Raw genomic sequence first — 16,916 nt, 5'->3', positions numbered from 1 at the left:
GTCAGTCCCGCAGCGGGTGCTCCGCCAGCCACTCGCCGGCGACCACCGCGGGATCGTCCCCGGCACGGACCCGGGCGCGCATGTCGGCCAGCGCCGCCGTGTCGAGCACGCCGGCGACCTCGTTGAGCGCGAGCACCTGCGATTCGCCGAGGGTGTTGCGCCGGTACAGCGGTACGACGTTCTCGGCGCGCACCAGCGAGGTGCTGTCGGCGAGCACCACCAGGTCCGGCGGGATACCCGGCGACGCGGTCGTCGTCCATGCGGCGTCGACCTGTCCGGTCTTGACGGCGGCGACCAGCGCCGCGGCGTCCGGGAAGTCGCGGGGGGCGGGCAGCCGGCAGGTGCCGATCGTCGCTGGCGTGCGCGCCCCGCGGACCCGGCCCGGGCGGACCTCACCGCAGTTGCGCACCACGGCCAGGAGGTCCTGACCACCGAGTTCGGCGACGGTGGACTCGGTGACGGCCAGGGCCGGCTTGTCCTCGGCGGCCGTGGTGTAGTCGCCGGCGGCGATGCCCTCCGGCAGCGCCGAGACCATGTCCCGGTACACCTGCTCGTCGGCGCGCGCGGTCGCCTCGGGCTGGAAACGGTCCAGCAGCCGACCGGTGAGGCCCGGCACCACGGCGACCTCACCGGCGTCGAGCGCGGCCAGCGGATCGGCGGTCGGCTCCACCCGGGTGCCGGTGCCGTAGTGGCGCAGCGCCGCGGCATACAGATGTGCGGTGACCAACGACGCGTCGTCCTGCGCGGAGCCGATCGTCAGGGACGGTCCGGCCTGCGGAGCACCGCACGCGGTCAGCGCCACTGCGCACAACGCGATCAGCAGGCGGCGCACAGCGACTCGGCGGCTCAGCCGACCTGCGAGGCCGCACCGACCGCGGCGGCGACCGCAGGGGCCACCCGCGGATCGAGCGCGCTCGGCACGATGTGGTCGACGGCCAGGTCGTCGCCGACCACCGAGAAGATCGCCTCGGCCGCGGCCACCTTCATCCGCTCGGTGATCCGGCGCGCCCCGGCGTCGAGCGCACCGCGGAACACGCCGGGGAACGCCAGCACGTTGTTGATCTGGTTCGGGAAGTCGCTGCGCCCGGTCGCCACGACGGCGGCGTACTTACGCGCGAGGTCCGGGTGGATCTCCGGATCGGGGTTGGACAGCGCGAACACGATGCCGCCCGGCGCCATCGTCGCGATCAACTCCTCCGCGACGACACCGGCCGAGAGTCCGAGGAACATGTCGGCGCCGTCGAGGGCCTCGGCCACACCGCCGGTGCGGCCGGCCGGGTTGGTGCGTTCGGCGAGTTCGGCCTTGAAGGAGTTGAGGTCGTCACGGCCGCTGTGGACGATGCCCTTGCTGTCGAGCACGGTGACGTCGCTGATGCCGGCGGCCAGCAGGATGTTGGCACACGCGACGCCCGCCGCGCCCGCACCGGAGATCACCACCCGCAGCGTGGCCGCGTCCCGGCCGAGGACCCGGGCCGCACCCATCAGCGCGGCGAGTACGACGATCGCGGTGCCGTGCTGATCGTCGTGCATGACCGGGCAGTCGAGGGCCTCGATGACGCGGCGTTCGATCTCGAAGCAGCGCGGCGCCGAGATGTCCTCGAGGTTGACCGCCCCGAACGTCGGGCGCAGCCGCACCAGCGTCTCGACGATCTCGTCGGGGTCCTTGGTGTCGAGCACGATCGGGATCGAGTCGAGGCCGCCGAATGTCTTGAACAGCGCGCTCTTACCCTCCATCACCGGCAGCGACGCGGCCGCGCCGATATCGCCGAGGCCGAGCACCGCACTGCCGTCGCTGACCACCGCGACGAGCCGGTTGGCCCACGTGTACCTCGCGGCCAGGGCCGGGTCTTTGGCGATGGCGCGGCTGACCTGGGCGACACCCGGGGTGTAGGCGATCGACAGGGCGCGCTGCGTGTCCAGCGGTTCGTTCAGTTGCACCGCGAGCTTGCCGCCCTCGTGAGCGGCGAAGATCTCGTCGTCACTGATGACGACCTGTGAGGAACCAACAACAGTTTCAGCCACGAGTGAACACTATCGGACCCCGCGTTCTCACCGACCGGGCTCACCCCTCGGTGAGGTCCGGTGGCCGGGCCGGACGCGTACCATTTCCGGATGCCGTCCTTCCACGTCCCGGTGGCCCGGGCGGTCGTGGACTGCGCCGTGTACTGCGACGGGGAGCGCGTGGCCGGCAGGTTCACCCACGCGTCGGCGCTGCAGCAGGCCCGCGAGTTGGGCAACGAGGGGCGCGCGGCGTTCGTGTGGATCGGGTTGCACGAACCCGACGATCACCAGATGCAGACCGTCGCCGAGGTGTTCGGCCTGCACGAACTCGCGGTCGAAGACGCGGTGCACGCCCATCAGCGGCCCAAGGTCGAACGCTACGACGACACCCTGTTCCTGGTGCTCAAGACGGTGAAGTACGTCGAACACGAGTCGATGGCCAAGGCGCGCGAGATCGTCGAGACCGGCGAGATCATGGTGTTCGTCGGATCCGACTTCGTCGTCACGGTCCGCCACGGTGACCACAGCGGGCTGACCGGCGTGCGCAGACGCCTCGAAGCCTCCCCCGCGGCCCTCGCCCTCGGCCCGTACGCGGTCATGCACGCGATCGCCGACCAGGTGGTGGACAGCTACCTCGAGGTCACCGAGATGGTGGAGACCGACATCGACGCGATCGAGGAGGACATCTTCTCCCCGCGGTCGCGCACGAACATCGAGAACATCTACCTGCTCAAGCGCGAGGTGGTGGAACTGCGCCGTTCGGTCTCACCCCTGACGCCGGCGCTGCAGCGGATCAGCGACTACGACGACCTCATCTCCATCGAGATCCGCCGGTACATGTCCGACGTCCTCGACCACAACATCCGCGCCTCCGACCGCATCAGCAGCTACGACGACCTGCTCAGTTCGCTGGTGCAGGCCGCGCTGGGCAAGGTGGCGATGCAGCAGAACGTCGACATCCGCAAGATCTCGGCATGGGTGGCGATCGCCGCGGTGCCGACCGCACTGGCTGGCATCTACGGGATGAACTTCGACCACATGCCCGAATTGCATTCGCCGTGGGGCTATCCCGCGGTCCTGCTGGTGATGTTGACCATCTGTTCGCTGCTCTACCGCACCCTGCGCCGCAACCACTGGCTCTAGGAGGGGCTGGCGGCCCTTCGGTGGGGATCCAGCACGTCGACACCGTCGGCCGTCCACGCCTCGCGCATCGCGTCGGCGCCCTTGAGGCGCACCCACGCCGCCTCGGTCGGCGTGATGGGGGTGGCGGAGAAGACCGTCACCGCGGGCAGCGGACCGGGTAGCGGGACGTCGTCGATCTCGCTGTCACCCAACAGGAATGCGGTGAACGGTGACTGCTCCCACAGCGGCGTCTCCAGGTCGATCAACGCACCGGCCTCCAGCACCAGGCCTTCGACCGCGGGGGCGGCGGCCAACACGGCGACCGAGCGGGCCAGCCCCGTGGGGGTCGGACCGCGAAGTGCGACAACGACTTCGGCACGCGGCCCGTGGATCGCGTCGGTCACCAGCTCGGTCGGGTCGAACATCGGATGCCGCGAACAGCCCAGGGACACATAGTGTGCGACCCCGTCATCGCCGGGCCCGTACCGCAGTACCTCGATCCGCTCGGTGCCCAGGAACGTGACGCTGGCGGCGGCGGGTTCGGCGGTGATCCCGGCCCGCCGGAAGTGCTCGCCCAGGTGGGCGCGCACCGCGGTCAGGACATCGGTCACTCGGCGGGCTTGGCCGGTTCCACGATCGCCGGCGGCTCCTCGGAGCGCTCGTCGGGGATGGTCAGGTTCTCCCCCGAATCACCGTCGAAGATCACCAGTTTCGAGGTGTCGAGCGCCAGCTCGATCGTGTCGCCCTGCCGGACCGGGGATTCGGTGGAGACCCTCGCGACGAACTCGTTCTCACCCTGACCGGATTCGACGGTGAGCTGCTCGAGCTGGGCGGACCGGGCGCCCGCGCCCTCGGTGCGGAAGTGCACGTACTTCTCCGCGCCCAGCGACTCCACCATGTCGGCGGTGACCTCGAAGTTCAGCGCGCGGATCCGGGCGTAGCCGTCGAGCACCGAGGCGTCCTCGAGGTGTTCGGGCCGGACACCGACGATGATGTTCTTGGGCTTACCCCGCCGGTTGATCAGGTCGTACGCCTCCTGGGTCAGCGTGACCTCGCCGAACGGCAGGCGCACCCCCACGTCGGTCAGCGACGCCGGGAAGAAATTCATCGCGGGCGAGCCGATGAACCCGGCGACGAACAGGTTCGCCGGCCGGTTGTAGAGCTCTTCGGGCGAGCCGATCTGCTGCGCGACCCCGGCGAGCATGACCACGACGCGGTCGCCGAGCGTCATCGCCTCGGTCTGGTCGTGGGTGACGTAGACGGTGGTGGTGCCCAGCCGGTTCTGGAGCCGGGAGATCTCCGAGCGCATCTGCACACGCAGCTTCGCGTCGAGGTTGCTCAACGGCTCGTCCATCAGGAATGCCTTGGGGTTGCGCACGATCGCGCGTCCCATCGCCACGCGCTGGCGCTGCCCACCGGAGAGTTGACCGGGTTTGCGGTCGAGCAGTTCGGTGAGGTCGAGGATCTTCGCGGTCTCCTCGACCTTCCGGTTGATCTCGTCCTTGTTGACCTTCGCCAGCGTGAGCGGGAAGCCGATGTTCTGCCGCACGCTCATGTGCGGGTACAGCGCATAGGACTGGAACACCATCGCGATGTCGCGGTCCTTGGGCGCCTTGTCATTGACGCGCTGCCCGCCGATGCGCAGTTCACCGGAGGTGATGTCCTCGAGTCCGGCGATCATGTTGAGCGTCGTCGACTTCCCGCAACCGGACGGTCCGACCAGGATGATGAACTCGCCGTCGGCGATCGTGATCGACAGTTCCTTCACCGCCGTCGCGCCGTTCGGATAACTCTTGGTCACCTTGTCCAAGACGATTTCGGCCATCGCGCTACCCCTTCACCGCACCGGACGTCAGCCCGGCGACGATCCGTCGCTGGAAGATGAGAACAAAGACAATGATCGGGATCGTGATGACCATCGCGCCCGCCGCGATCGACCCGGTCGGTTCCTCGAATTGCGAACTGCCCGTGAAGTTCGCGATCGCCACCGGCGCTGTGATCGCCCGCTGCGTCGCGGTCAGCGACAGCGCGAGCAGCAGATCGTTCCACGCGAAGATGAACACCAGGATCGCGGCGGTGACGATGCCGGGCGCCGCCAGCGGCGCAATGACTTTCCGGAACGCCTGCGCCGGCGTCGCACCGTCCATCTTCGCCGCCTTCTCCAGATCCCAGGGGATCTCGCGGAAGAACGCCGAGAGCGTGTAGATCGCCAACGGCAACGCGAAGGTGATGTACGGGATGATCAGGCCGGGCCACGTGTCGAACAGGCCGATCGAGCGCTCGATGTTGAAAAGCGGTGTCACCAGCGAAATCTGGGGGAACATTGCGATCAGCAGCGCAACGCCGACCAACAGGCGCTTACCGGGGAACGTCAACCGCGCCACCGCGTATGCGGCCATCCCGCCGACCACCACCGCGATCACCGTGGTGATCAGACCGATGCCGATGGAGTTGATCAGCGCGGACGTGAACGCGTTGCCCTGGAAGATGCCCTTGTAGTTGTCGAAGGTGATCTCGGTCGGGATCAGCTTGCCGTCCTTGACGCTCGACGTCGGCTTGAGCGACAGGCTCAGGATCCACAGCACCGGCAGCAGCGCGTAGATCACCACGAGGATGTTCACGACGGCCCATCCGCTCGCGCGACCGGCGGTCACCCGCTCGTTCATCTAACGCCTCTCCTCGTCCGAGCCGGGCGCAGACGCTCCGAACAGCTTGATGTAGATGAACGCGATGATCGCCACGCACAGGAATATCAAGACGCTGAGCGCCGAGCCGAGCCCGAGGTTGAACGCCTTGAACAAGTTGTCGTAGCCCAGGATCGACACCGACCCGGTGTTGTTGGCGCCGCCGGTGAGGATGTAGATGTTGTCGAAGATCCGGAACGCGTCCAGCGTGCGGAACAGCAGCGCCACCAGGATGGCCGGTTTGATCAGCGGCAGGATGACCTTCACCAGCCGCTTCCACGGCCCCGCACCGTCCATCTGGGCGGCGTTGAGCAGATCCTGCGGCACCAGCGCGAGCCCCGACAGCAACAGCAGCGCCATGAACGGCGTCGTCTTCCACACCTCGGCGAGCACCACGATGGCCAGCGACGGCAGCTGCTCCGTCAGCGGCGCGCTGCCCTCCGGCAGCAGGTTGGCCAGGTATCCGGTGCCGGGCGTCCACGCGTAGTACCAGCTGTAGGAGGCCGCGACGGTGACGATGCCGTACGGGACCAGGATCGCCGTGCGCACCACCCCCTTGCCGAAGATGGTCCGGTGCATCACCAAGGCCAGGGCCATCCCGAGCACGAACTCGATCGCGACCGAGACGACGGTGATCGCCAAGGTGACGGCGAACGCGGTCCACCAGTATTGGTCGCTCAGGACCGTGACATAGTTCGACAACCCGACGAATTCGGTGTCACTGGGTTCGGCGAGGTTGTAGCGCTGCAGGCTGAGCCACACCGCGTACCCGATCGGATAGGCGGTCACCGCGAGCATGAGCACGACCGCCGGGGCGATCAGCATGAAGGCCAGCCGGCGGTCCGAACGGGAGTCGTCGCTGCCGCCGCGCACCTCGGTCGGCGGGGCGGGCGCTGCGGTGGCCGTCACGGGATCAACCCCTTGCCGTCGATGGCCTTCTGGACCTGCTCGGTGAGTTCATCGGCGGTCCGTTCCGGATCGATGTCCGATATCGGTGCCAGCGTCACCGTGATCCGCGTCGACATCGCCTGGTACACCGGTGAGGCCGGCCGGACCGCGGCGTTCGTCAACTGATCGCGGATGATCTCGTACTGCGGGTATTTCGCCTGGAACGCCGGATCGTCGTACAGCGACGCCCGCACCGCGGGCAGTCCACCCTCGACCGAGGTGTACCGCTGGTTCTCGACGTTGCGCAGGCACCGGATCGCCTCGAAGGCCTCGGCGCGGTGCTGGGTCGTCCTGGCCACGGCCAGGTTCAGACCGCCCAGCGTGACCCGCGCCGGGTCGCCGGGTTGCACCCCGGGATACGGCGCGAAGCCGAACACGGGCCGGCTCGCGTCGAAGGCGGTCCGGAACTGCTCGTCGCTCGGTGAGAAAGAGCCCACGTCGTTGATCGCCCCGGTCAGCGACGGGTCCTGATTCAGCGGCAGGAACGGCACGCCACCCTTGACGGCGTTCTCCAGCAGCGACGGCAGCACGTAGGGCCAGTTGACCTCGAGCGCGGCCTTGCCCTGCTCGAGCGCGAGGCGTGCGGTCGTCTCGTCGGTCTGGGTGATCGACGGATCCGCCCCCGGGGCGGTCGCCACAGACTTGATGATCTGCAGCGCCTTGACCGTGGCGGCCCGGTGCTCCGGGGTGTCGGTCAAGGTGACACGCTCACCGTCGTCGGAGAGCACCTGCCCGCCGGCGCTCTCCAGTAGCGTGTTGAACCAGACCATCAGGCCCTCGTACTGCTTGCCCTGCACCGCGATCCAACTCGGACCACCCGCGGCATGCAACCGGGTGGCCTCAGCGACCATCCCGTCCCACGTCGTAGGCGGTTGCGGGATGAGATCGGCCCGGTACCACAACAACTGGGTGTTGGTGGTGATCGGCGCCGCGTAGAGCTTGTCCTGCCATTTCGCGGTCTCAAGGGGTCCGGGCAGCGTGTTGGCGGTGGCATCGGCCTCGGCAAGTCCGGCCGGATCGTCCGAGAGCGGCAGCGCCCAGCCTGCTTCGGCGAATTCGGCGGTCCACACCACGTCGAGCGCCATCACGTCCAGTGAGGTGTCGTTGCCGGTGAGCCGGCGCGCCAGCTGTAGGCGCTGGTCGTCGGCGCCCTTCGGCAGGTTGCGCTGTTCGATCCGGAACCGGCCACCCAGTTCTTCGTTACAGCGGTTGGCGACGGCGGTGAACGTCGCCGCCTCGTTCGCCGGGGTGTAGTAGTTGATGACCAGCCCACCGCCGCCGGATCCACACGCCGAAACCATCGACGCGGTCGTCAGCGCGGTGACTGCTGCAGCACAGAGCCGCCGAGCGCGCACCACCAGCCTCCCGTCTGTTCCCCTCTGGCCGCGTCGAGCGGCCCGGGCGGGGAACTTCCCGCGGGCAAACCGTAGAGGGAGACGCGCGTGATGTGCAACACTTCGACTGGTCCGGCGGTGGATTCACCCCCGATCGTGACCTCGCCGTGTCATCTCAGATCGTCAAGCGCGCCAGCAGATCCCGGCCTTGTTCGGCGTTCTTCGGGTCGCACAACACGTCGTAGCGGCCGGCCACCAACTGCATGGTCGAGCTGAAATCCCTTGTCCCGCGGGCCATCGCGTACGGGATCGCCGAGGTGATGAGGCCGAAGAAGACACCCGCGATCAGGCCCGTGAGCAGTGCGCTCCACGGGTTCGGGCTGAAGAAGCCCAGGATCAGGCCGATGAACAGACCCAGCCACGCGCCGGTCAGCACACCGCCGCCGAGCACCTTCGGCCACGACAACCGGCCCGTCACCCGTTCCACCTGCATCAGATCCACGCCGACGATGGTCACCTGCTGCACGGGGAACTGCTGATCGGACAGGTGGTCGACCGCGCGCTGCGCCTCGGCATACGTCGAGTAGGACCCGATCGGCCACCCCTTGGGAGGCGTGGGCAGCGCGGCGGGCACCCCACGCGCACCCGCGGGTGAGTTGGGCGGCGCGCCCGGTGTCGGCCCGGATTGGAAAGGACTCGTCATCGCTGGTCATTCTCCTCTAGGACGCCGGTTTCGGCAGCAGGTTCCGACTAGATCAACGTCTCGGGCGCCCCATTCGTGCCCACTCGGTGCGCTAGGTTGAGATCATGACGAACCCGGAGCGCGACCCCGAGCCCTCGTCAGCGGCCGAACCCGGTGCGAGCGGCTCCGAACCGCCCGCCGGCGGTTACGAGACACCGGCTTACGGCGAACAGCCGAGCTATCCGCCGCCGCCACCCGGTTTCGAGCAGCCCGGCTATCAGCCACCCCAGTATCAGCAGCCGGACTACCAGCAGCCGCAATACCAGCAGCCCCAGTACCCGCCGCCGCCGCCCGGGTACCAGCCCTACGGCTCGTACGGCTCCCCGTACGACGCCCCCGCCGGGTATCCCCCGCCGCCGCCGCCCGGATATCCGCCCTACGCAGGTGGATACGGTGCGGGCCCGAAGACCAATGCGCTGGCGATCTGGTCGCTGGTGGCGTCGCTGATCGGCTTCGTGTGCTGCCTCGGCTCCGTGGCCGGCATCGCGCTGGGCCTGGTGTCGCTCAACCAGATCAAGCAGAACCAGGAAGAGGGTCAGGGTCTGGCCATCGCCGGGATCGCCGTCGGCGCGGTCTCGCTGCTGGCCGGTCTCGTCATGGCCGTCGTCCTCATGGGCGCCTGACGTTCAGGCGGGCGGCCGGAACGGTTCGCCCTGCCGCGTCATCCCGGCGGCCCGGCCCTTGCCTGCGACCACCCGTGCCATCTTGCGGCTGGCCTCGTCGATCATCTCGTCGCCCAGCATCACCGCGCCGCGGGCGCCGCCGGCCCGCGAGGTGTGCCATTCGTAGGCCTCGAGGATCAATTCGGCATGGTCGTAGTCCTGTTGGCGCGGGCTGAAGATCTCGTTGCCAGCAGTGATCTGATCGGGATGCAGCACCCACTTGCCGTCGAAGCCGAGCGCCGCCGAACGCCCCGCCACCCGGCGGAACGCCTCGACGTCGCGCACCTTGAGGAACGGTCCGTCGATGGCGTGGATCCCGTGTGTGCGGGCGGCGATCAGGATGCGCATGAAGATGTGGTGGTAGGCGTCGCCGACGTCGTATCCCTCGGGTTGTTCGCCGACGACCAGCGTGCGCATGTTGAGGCTGGCCATCAGATCGGCGGGGCCGAGCACCAGTGCCTGCACCCGCGGGCCCGCGGCGATCGCGTCGACGTTGGTCAGGCCGACGGCGTTCTCGATCTGCGCCTCGACGGCGATGCGCCCGACGGGCAGTCCGTGCGTCGTCTCCAGCTGGGTGAGCAACAGGTCCAGCGCGTGGATGTGGCTGACGTCGGTGACCTTCGGCAACACGATGAGGTCCAGGTGCGCACCGGCGGTCGACACCACCTCGATGACGTCGGCGTAGGTCCACGGCGTGGTCCAGTCGTTGACACGAACACCGCGTAACTGTCCGCCCCAACCGGATTCGGCCAACGCCAACGCGACCCGGGTGCGGGCCTCGGCCTTGGCCTCCGGCGCGACGGCGTCCTCCAGATCGAGGAACACCTCGTCGGCAGGCAACCCCTTGGCCTTGGCGATCATCTTGGCACTGCTGCCGGGCACCGACAGACAGGTCCGGCGCGGCCGGGCGGAATCGTCGAGTTCGCGGGGTCGAAGCGCGTGGTTCACGGCTCTACTCTCTACCCTTTGAGTCATGGCGGCGGTGAACAGGGTCTACGCGGCACGACTGGCGGGAATGGTCGTGCTGGGTCCCGACGGTGAGTCGATCGGCCGTGTGCGCGATGTCGTGATCAGCATCAGCATCGTCCGCCAACAGCCGCGTGTCCTCGGCCTGGTCGTCGAATTGCTCACCCGCCGAAGGATTTTCGTCCCGATCCTGCGGGTCACCGCGATCGAGCCCAGCGCGGTCACCCTCACCACGGCCAACGTGTCGCTGCGCAAGTTCGTCCAGCGCCCGGGCGAGGTGCTGGTGGTCGGTCAGGTCCTCGAGACCCGGGTGCGCGTCGACGACCCGGACCTGTCGCAGCTCGCCGGAATCGACGTGGTGGTGGTCGATCTCGGCATCGAGCAGAGCCGCACCCGCGACTGGCTGGTGACCCGCGTCGCGGTGCGCACACAACGGCGCCTGGGCCGGCGGTCCAACATCCACGTCGTCGAGTGGGCGCACGTGCAGGGCCTCACACCGTCAGGTCTGGCGATGCCCGATCAAGGCGTGGCCTCACTGCTCGAGCAGTTCGAGGGTCAGCGGCCGGTCGAGGTCGCCGAGGCCATCCGGGAACTGCCCGCCAAACGCCGCTACGAGGTGGTCAACGCCCTCGACGACGAACGCCTCGCCGACGTGCTGCAGGAACTGCCGATGGACGATCAGGCCGACGTGCTGCGCCAGATGAAGACCGACCGGGCCGCCGACGTCCTCGAGGCGATGGATCCCGACGACGCCGCCGACCTGCTCGGGTCGATGACCCCCGCCGACGCCGAGACCCTGCTGCGCCGCATGGATCCCGAGGACTCCGAGGACGTGCGCCGCCTGCTGAGCCACTCCCCCGACACCGCGGGCGGTCTGATGACCTCCGAACCGGTGGTGCTGGCCCCGGACGTCACGGTGGCCGAGGCGCTGGCCCGGGTACGCGACCCCGATCTGACCCCGGCGCTGGCGTCACTGGCGTTCGTGGCGCGCCCGCCCACCGCGACGCCGACGGGCCACTATCTCGGGTGCGTGCATCTGCAGCGGTTGCTGCGCGAACCGCCCGCCACGCTGGTGAGCGGGATCCTCGACACCGACCTGCCGAGCCTGAGTCCGCAGGATTCCCTCGGCGCGGTGACGCGGTACTTCGCGGCCTACAATCTCGTCTGCGGTCCGGTCGTCGACGAGGAGAACCACCTGCTGGGCGCGGTGTCCGTCGACGACGTCCTCGACCACCTGCTGCCCGACGACTGGCGCGAGCGGGTCACCGAACCCGAACTGACCGGCACCGAAGGGAACTCATGAGCGACCTGTCGGCGCGCGGGCGGCTGGACACGCCGCGCAGCCCGCGTCGCATCTCGTTCAACGTCGACCGGGAGGCGGTCGGCCAGGTCGGTGAGCGGGTCGCCCGTTTCCTCGGCACCGGTCGCTATCTGGCGGTCCAGACGATCATCGTGATCGTCTGGATCGCACTCAACATGTTCGCGATCTCGCTGCAGTGGGATCCGTACCCGTTCATCCTGCTCAACCTCGCGTTCTCCACCCAGGCGGCGTACGCGGCACCGCTGATCCTGCTGGCGCAGAACCGCCAGGAGAACCGCGACCGGGTGTCGCTGGACGAGGACCGCAGGCGCGCCGCCCAGACCAAGGCCGACACCGAGTACCTCGCCCGCGAGCTGGCCGCGTTGCGGTTGGCCGTCGGCGAGGTCGCCACCCGCGACTACCTGCGCCGTGAGCTCGAGGAGCTGCGCGAGATGGTGGCGACGCTGCTGGCAGCGAACGACGTCGACGACCGGCGGTCCAAGCGATCCGGATGACACGGGTTTGTCGCATTGCTGCAACGGACGTGACACGAGGTATGTATGGTGACTTGGTTCACACACCTGGGTCGGGCCAGCGCAGACGCTTAGGACGGTTGGAGTGCACATAGGGGGAGCAGCCGCGGTGGCCGCGGCCCGGCGCCGCGCGGGAAAGGCACTACGCAAGCCTGCCGCCGGGGTCTTCATCCTCGCGCCGCTCGTGCTGGCCGGGGCTGTCGGCGCGACGTCACCGGCGTTGCAGCATTCGGTCAGCAACGCCGCGGTCACGCCGCTGGCGGCCGTCGAGACGTCGCCGCGCAACTCCGCGGGTCCGTCGGTCGTGGCGGTCAAGAAGTCGCCGAGCGCCTTCCGCATCGCCGCGTCCACCGTGTCCTCGCCGCCCCCGGCCGTGGTGGTCAACTCCCCCGGCAGCCTGAAGATCCCCGCGATGGCGCTGAGCGCCTACCGCAACGCCGAGCGGATGATGGCCGCCGCCGTCCCCAACTGCGGGGTGAGCTGGAACCTGCTGGCCGGTATCGGCCGCATCGAGTCCGGACACGCCTCCGGCGGTGCGACGGATTCCCGCGGTACCGCGGTCACCCCGATCTACGGACCCGCCCTCGACGGCACCCTGGCCGGCAACGAGGTCATCGAACTCAGCCGCAGCGCCAACCGGGTGACCTACGCCAGGGCGATGGGGCCGATGCAGTTCCTGCCCGGTACGTGGGCGCGCTACGCCTCCGACGGTGACGGCGACGGCAGGGCCGACGTGCAGAACCTCTACGACTCGACGCTGGCCGCCGCGCGTTATCTGTGCAGCGGCGGGCTGAACCTGCGCGATCCGTCGCAGGTGATGTCGGCGATCCTGCGGTACAACAACTCGGTCGCCTACGCGCGCAACGTGCTCAGCTGGGCGGGCGGCTACGCGACCGGGGTCGTCCCGGTGGACCTGCCCCCGATCAACGGACCCGTTCCCGCGATGGGCGATTCCCACCTGGAGGCCAACAAGGGCCTCGGCCCCGGCGCCCCGGTCAACGCGACGGGCCTGCCCGCCGACGACCCGCTGGCCCTGGTGCCGCTGCTCAGCCGCAACGACGCCAGCCGGATGCCCGGCACCAACGTGCCCGGTTTCGCACCCGGACAGCGGCTCGGCCCCCTGCCCGGCCCGGCCCCGGAGGCGCCGGCGTCCACCGCCCCGGCGCCCACCGCGCCCGCGCCGTGGGTGCCGCCGTGGATGGCTCCGCCCCCGGCACCGCAGCCCAGTTGCGTGGTGTTCTGTCTGGAAGACGCTCCGGCGCCGGCCGCCGCGCCCGCTCCCGGCCCGGTACCGCCTGCGGCACCGGCCCCAGGGCCCGCCCTTCCCGGACCGCCCGCCGCACCCGCGCCGGGTCCCGTCCCGCCGCCCGCTCCCGCCGCGCCGGCAGCTCCCCTGCCGGGTCCGGCACCGACCGGTCCCGCGCCGGGTCCGCTGGCCTGAGCGGCGGCACCGGCCGCGTTTGGGAACCGGCTGTCGGGTCGGCCTAGACTCGCAGGTGATGTCCCAGAATCCCGATGAGCGCCAGACGGCGATCCGTGCCGCACTGGCCAAGGTGATCGACCCCGAACTGCGCCGACCGATCACCGAGCTCGGCATGGTCAAGAACGTCACCGTGGACCCCGGTGATGGTTCGGTCCACGTCGAGGTGTACCTGACCACCGCGGCGTGCCCGAAGCGCAGCGAGATCACCGAACAGGTCCAGCGGGCGGTCGCCGATGTGCCCGGCACCGGCGCCGTCCGGGTCAGTCTCGACGTGATGAACGACGAGCAGCGCGCCGAACTGCGCAAACAGCTGCGCGGCGACTCGCGTGAGCCGGTGATCCCGTTCGCCCAGCCCGGTTCGCTGACCCGCGTCTACGCCGTCGCGTCGGGTAAGGGCGGGGTCGGCAAGTCAAGCGTCACGGTCAACCTCGCCGCGGCGATGGCGGCCCGCGGGCTGTCCGTCGGGGTGCTCGACGCGGACATCTACGGCCACTCCGTGCCCCGCATGATGGGCACCACCGACCGGCCCACCCAGGTCGACTCGATGATCCTGCCGCCCATCGCGCACGAGGTGAAGGTGATCTCGATCGCGATGTTCACCCAGGGCAACACCCCGGTGGTGTGGCGCGGTCCGATGCTGCACCGGGCGTTGCAGCAGTTCCTCGCCGACGTGTTCTGGGGCGATCTCGACGTGCTGCTGCTCGACCTGCCCCCCGGCACCGGTGACGTGGCGATCTCCGTGGCCCAGCTGATCCCGGGTGCGGAGATCCTCGTGGTCACCACACCGCAGCTGGCGGCCGCCGAAGTGGCCGAGCGGGCCGGGGCGATCGCCCTGCAGACCCGCCAGCGCATCGTCGGCGTCGTCGAGAACATGTCCGGGCTGCTGATGCCCGACGGTTCGACGATGCAGCTCTTCGGCGAGGGCGGCGGCCGCCAGGTCGCCGAGCGGCTGACCCGCGCGGTCGGCGCCGACGTCCCGCTGCTCGGTCAGGTGCCGCTGGATCCGGCGCTGGTCGCCGCGGGCGACTCGGGGGTGCCGCTGGTGCTGTCGGCGCCCGACTCACCGGCAGGCAAGGAACTGCGTGGCATCGCCGACGCGCTGTCGGCCCGCAAACGAGGGCTGGCCGGAATGTCGCTCGGCCTGGATCCCGCGGGCCGCTGATCTCTCAGGTGGCGTCGCTGTCGAACGGCGTCGCCGTCGACTCACTCGGCGGTGTGGCCGTCACGGGCGGATTCACCGGGGTGACCGGCTTCTCCTGACCGGCGGCCGGTTTGCCGTTCTGCTGGTCGAACTTGCCGGTGAAGAACGAGTCGTCGCCGTCGAGCAGGTGTTTGGTCAGCGCCGCACGCGGCGTCATACCGCGCAGCTTCTGCAGTTCGGTGATGGGTTCGCGCAGGTCCTCGAACTCGGGACCGAAATCCTGACGCAACTGGGTGGTCGCGCCGCTGACGTAGTCACGGGCCTGGCGCAGCGCGTTGGAGGTCCAGCGGATCGCCCCGGGCAGCCGTTCCGGTCCCAGGATCACCAGCCCGGCGATCACCAGGATCAGCATCTCCCCCCAGCCGATGTTGGCGAACATCAGTCGGTGGCGGCGTCTGGCGTCGGTGTCACGGTGAGCGTCACCGGACGGCCGTCGCGGACGACCTCGATCGGGGCGGGTTCATTGATCTTGAGCTGACGCACCGCGACCACGAACTCGTCGGCGTCCGCGACGTCGCGGTTGCCGACCTTGACCACGACGTCGTTCTCCAGGATGCCGGCCCGCTCGGCGGCGCTGCCCGCCTTGACGTTGGCGACCTGGGCGCCGGAGGCCACGTCGTTGCTGACGGACTTCGCGGTCAGGCCGAGTGTCGGATGCTCGATCCTGCCGTCCCTGATCAACGCCTCGACGACGGTCTTGACCTCGTTGACCGGGATCGCGAAGCCCAGACCGCTGGCGCTGTCGGACAGCGACTTACCCGCGGTGTTGATGCCGATCACGTTGGCGTCCATGTCGATCAGCGGGCCGCCGGAGTTGCCGTGGTTGATCGACGCGTCGGTCTGCACCCCGTCGATCACGGTGTCGGTGTCGGATCCGTCGCCCGACAGCGGAACCGGCCGGTGCAGGGCGCTGATGATGCCGGAGGTGACGGTGCTGCGCAGACCCAGCGGGGCGCCCGCGGCGATCACCTCCTCACCGACCTGCAGTTTGTCCGAGTCACCCATCTTGGCCACGGTGAGGTTGTCGACGTTGTCGACCTTCAGCACGGCGAGGTCGGTCTTCGGGTCGCGGCCGACCAGGTTGGCGGGGACCTCTTTACCGTCGTTGAACACGACGGTCATCTTGTACTTGGCGGGGTTGTTGGCGGCCTCGGAGATCACGTGGTTGTTGGTGACGATGTAGCCGCGACCGTCGATCACCACACCGGAACCCTGGGAGCCCTCCTGGTCGCTCTTGGCCTCGATGGTCACCACGGAGTCGGCGACCGCGTCGGCCACCTTGGTGATGCGTCCCTCGGGCGGGTCCCCGCTGTCACTGGTCTCCAGCGTGACCTTCGACGTGGTGAACGCCTGCACGGTCTCGGCGGTCTTGTTGCCGACCCAGCCGCCGAGCGCGCCGACCATCAACGCGGTGAGCAGCAGGATCGCCAGCCCGACATAGGACACCTTGCGACCGAACAGCACGTCGCGCACACCGAGTTTGCCGGTCTGTGCCGGACCGTGGACGGGTGCGGGTGCCTCGACGGCGGGGGTGCCCAGCGCCACGGGCGCGTTCGGGTCGCGCCACGGATCGGGTTCGACGTCGCCGGTGTCACCGGCCCGTTCGGCGTCGAGCGCACCCGAGTCGGCGGGATGGCGCTGCAGGGAGTCGGCACCGGCGTACGGCGGACGGCCGAACGCCTCGGCGAGCACCGGGTCGGGCGCCTGGTCCTTCGGGGCGTACTCCCCCTGGCCGCGGTGCTGGTCCACGCCGAGGAACGAACCGCTGACCCCCCTGGGCCGGCCGAAGACGCGTTGGGCCGTCGGGTCGACCGGAGGCCGCTCGACGGGGCGAGGTGCCATGCGACGGCTGGCCTGGTCCTGATTGGTCACCGGTGGTATCACTCTCTATCGGAGCACCCGGCATGACCGGGCGCAGTCGCTGCTCGACTCCAGAACCC

The 16,916-nt window shown here is 69.3% G+C and carries 17 protein-coding genes; 6 read left to right on the top strand and 11 right to left on the bottom strand.

From position 1 onward, the window contains the following. Window position 1: 1 nt before the first annotated feature. Together G6N49_RS03010 and G6N49_RS03005 are read right to left on the bottom strand one after the other, a co-directional pair. Window positions 2–832 carry a glycine betaine ABC transporter substrate-binding protein gene (locus G6N49_RS03010; RefSeq protein ID WP_011561355.1) on the bottom strand — a complete coding sequence of 277 codons (831 nt, stop codon included), beginning with the start codon at window positions 830–832 and terminating at the stop codon, window positions 2–4. A gap of 14 nt (window positions 833–846) precedes the next feature. Then, a complete protein-coding gene (locus G6N49_RS03005; RefSeq protein WP_011561356.1) occupies window positions 847–2,022 on the bottom strand; it encodes an NAD(P)-dependent malic enzyme in 1,176 nt (391 codons plus the stop codon). Window positions 2,023–2,112: 90 nt separating this feature from the next. Between G6N49_RS03005 and corA the strand changes: the two genes are divergently transcribed. Continuing rightward, window positions 2,113–3,144, top strand: coding sequence for a magnesium/cobalt transporter CorA (gene corA / locus G6N49_RS03000; RefSeq protein ID WP_085975494.1), 1,032 nt, complete (start codon window positions 2,113–2,115; stop codon window positions 3,142–3,144). On the opposite strand, the gene G6N49_RS02995 is transcribed toward corA, so the two are convergent. The 6 genes from G6N49_RS02995 to G6N49_RS02970 all read right to left on the bottom strand — a co-directional run bounded on the left by G6N49_RS02995 (window position 3,141) and on the right by G6N49_RS02970 (window position 8,792). After that, complete coding sequence (locus G6N49_RS02995; RefSeq protein WP_011561358.1) at window positions 3,141–3,734, bottom strand: suppressor of fused domain protein; 594 nt, start codon at window positions 3,732–3,734, stop codon at window positions 3,141–3,143. The two genes, corA and G6N49_RS02995, sit on opposite strands and share 4 nt — an antisense overlap. Next, window positions 3,731–4,948, bottom strand: coding sequence for an ABC transporter ATP-binding protein (locus G6N49_RS02990; RefSeq protein WP_011561359.1), 1,218 nt, complete (start codon window positions 4,946–4,948; stop codon window positions 3,731–3,733). Before G6N49_RS02990 ends, G6N49_RS02995 begins: the two co-directional genes overlap by 4 nt. A 4-nt stretch (window positions 4,949–4,952) precedes the next feature. After that, entirely contained in the window at window positions 4,953–5,777 is an 825-nt protein-coding gene (locus G6N49_RS02985) for a carbohydrate ABC transporter permease (RefSeq protein ID WP_179967821.1), read from the bottom strand. Between the two features lie 12 nt (window positions 5,778–5,789). Then, entirely contained in the window at window positions 5,790–6,716 is a 927-nt protein-coding gene (locus G6N49_RS02980) for a carbohydrate ABC transporter permease (RefSeq protein ID WP_011561361.1), read from the bottom strand. Beyond that, a complete protein-coding gene (locus tag G6N49_RS02975; RefSeq protein ID WP_011561362.1) occupies window positions 6,713–8,110 on the bottom strand; it encodes an ABC transporter substrate-binding protein in 1,398 nt (465 codons plus the stop codon). The genes G6N49_RS02980 and G6N49_RS02975 overlap by 4 nt, the downstream gene beginning before the upstream one ends. A 154-nt stretch (window positions 8,111–8,264) precedes the next feature. Then, window positions 8,265–8,792, bottom strand: a complete 528-nt coding sequence (locus tag G6N49_RS02970; protein ID WP_011561363.1) for a YflT domain-containing protein — start codon at window positions 8,790–8,792, stop codon at window positions 8,265–8,267. Window positions 8,793–8,896: 104 nt separating this feature from the next. Here G6N49_RS02970 and G6N49_RS02965 point away from each other — a divergent pair, with 104 nt between their 5' ends. Continuing rightward, window positions 8,897–9,454, top strand: a complete 558-nt coding sequence (locus tag G6N49_RS02965) for a DUF4190 domain-containing protein (RefSeq protein WP_011561364.1) — start codon at window positions 8,897–8,899, stop codon at window positions 9,452–9,454. A gap of 3 nt (window positions 9,455–9,457) precedes the next feature. Here G6N49_RS02965 and G6N49_RS02960 read toward each other — a convergent pair whose 3' ends face one another. Then, the gene (locus tag G6N49_RS02960; protein WP_011768341.1) at window positions 9,458–10,441 is read right to left on the bottom strand and encodes an HpcH/HpaI aldolase/citrate lyase family protein; all 984 of its coding nucleotides are present in this window, start codon (window positions 10,439–10,441) and stop codon (window positions 9,458–9,460) included. Window positions 10,442–10,466: 25 nt separating this feature from the next. Here G6N49_RS02960 and G6N49_RS02955 point away from each other — a divergent pair, with 25 nt between their 5' ends. The 4 genes from G6N49_RS02955 to G6N49_RS02940 all read left to right on the top strand — a co-directional run bounded on the left by G6N49_RS02955 (window position 10,467) and on the right by G6N49_RS02940 (window position 14,937). Then, complete coding sequence (locus tag G6N49_RS02955) at window positions 10,467–11,762, top strand: magnesium transporter MgtE N-terminal domain-containing protein (RefSeq protein ID WP_011768342.1); 1,296 nt, start codon at window positions 10,467–10,469, stop codon at window positions 11,760–11,762. Beyond that, window positions 11,759–12,274 carry a DUF1003 domain-containing protein gene (locus G6N49_RS02950; protein ID WP_011561367.1) on the top strand — a complete coding sequence of 172 codons (516 nt, stop codon included), beginning with the start codon at window positions 11,759–11,761 and terminating at the stop codon, window positions 12,272–12,274. The genes G6N49_RS02955 and G6N49_RS02950 overlap by 4 nt, the downstream gene beginning before the upstream one ends. Before the next feature lie 127 nt (window positions 12,275–12,401). Continuing rightward, entirely contained in the window at window positions 12,402–13,733 is a 1,332-nt protein-coding gene (locus tag G6N49_RS02945; protein WP_011561368.1) for a lytic transglycosylase domain-containing protein, read from the top strand. A gap of 58 nt (window positions 13,734–13,791) precedes the next feature. Continuing rightward, a complete protein-coding gene (locus tag G6N49_RS02940; protein WP_011561369.1) occupies window positions 13,792–14,937 on the top strand; it encodes an Mrp/NBP35 family ATP-binding protein in 1,146 nt (381 codons plus the stop codon). Window positions 14,938–14,941: 4 nt separating this feature from the next. Here G6N49_RS02940 and tatB read toward each other — a convergent pair whose 3' ends face one another. Next, window positions 14,942–15,355: a Sec-independent protein translocase protein TatB gene (tatB, locus tag G6N49_RS02935; protein ID WP_011561370.1), complete on the bottom strand. Its 414-nt coding sequence runs from the start codon at window positions 15,353–15,355 to the stop codon at window positions 14,942–14,944. Then, window positions 15,355–16,848 carry a serine protease HtrA gene (gene htrA, locus G6N49_RS02930; protein ID WP_041309797.1) on the bottom strand — a complete coding sequence of 498 codons (1,494 nt, stop codon included), beginning with the start codon at window positions 16,846–16,848 and terminating at the stop codon, window positions 15,355–15,357. Before htrA ends, tatB begins: the two co-directional genes overlap by 1 nt. Window positions 16,849–16,916: the final 68 nt, after the last annotated feature.

The sequence above is a fragment of the Mycolicibacterium monacense genome, assembly GCF_010731575.1.
Lineage (GTDB): Bacteria > Actinomycetota > Actinomycetes > Mycobacteriales > Mycobacteriaceae > Mycobacterium > Mycobacterium monacense.
The sequence above is the reverse complement of the archived record's forward strand: the minus strand, read 5'-3'. Positions and strand labels throughout refer to the sequence as shown.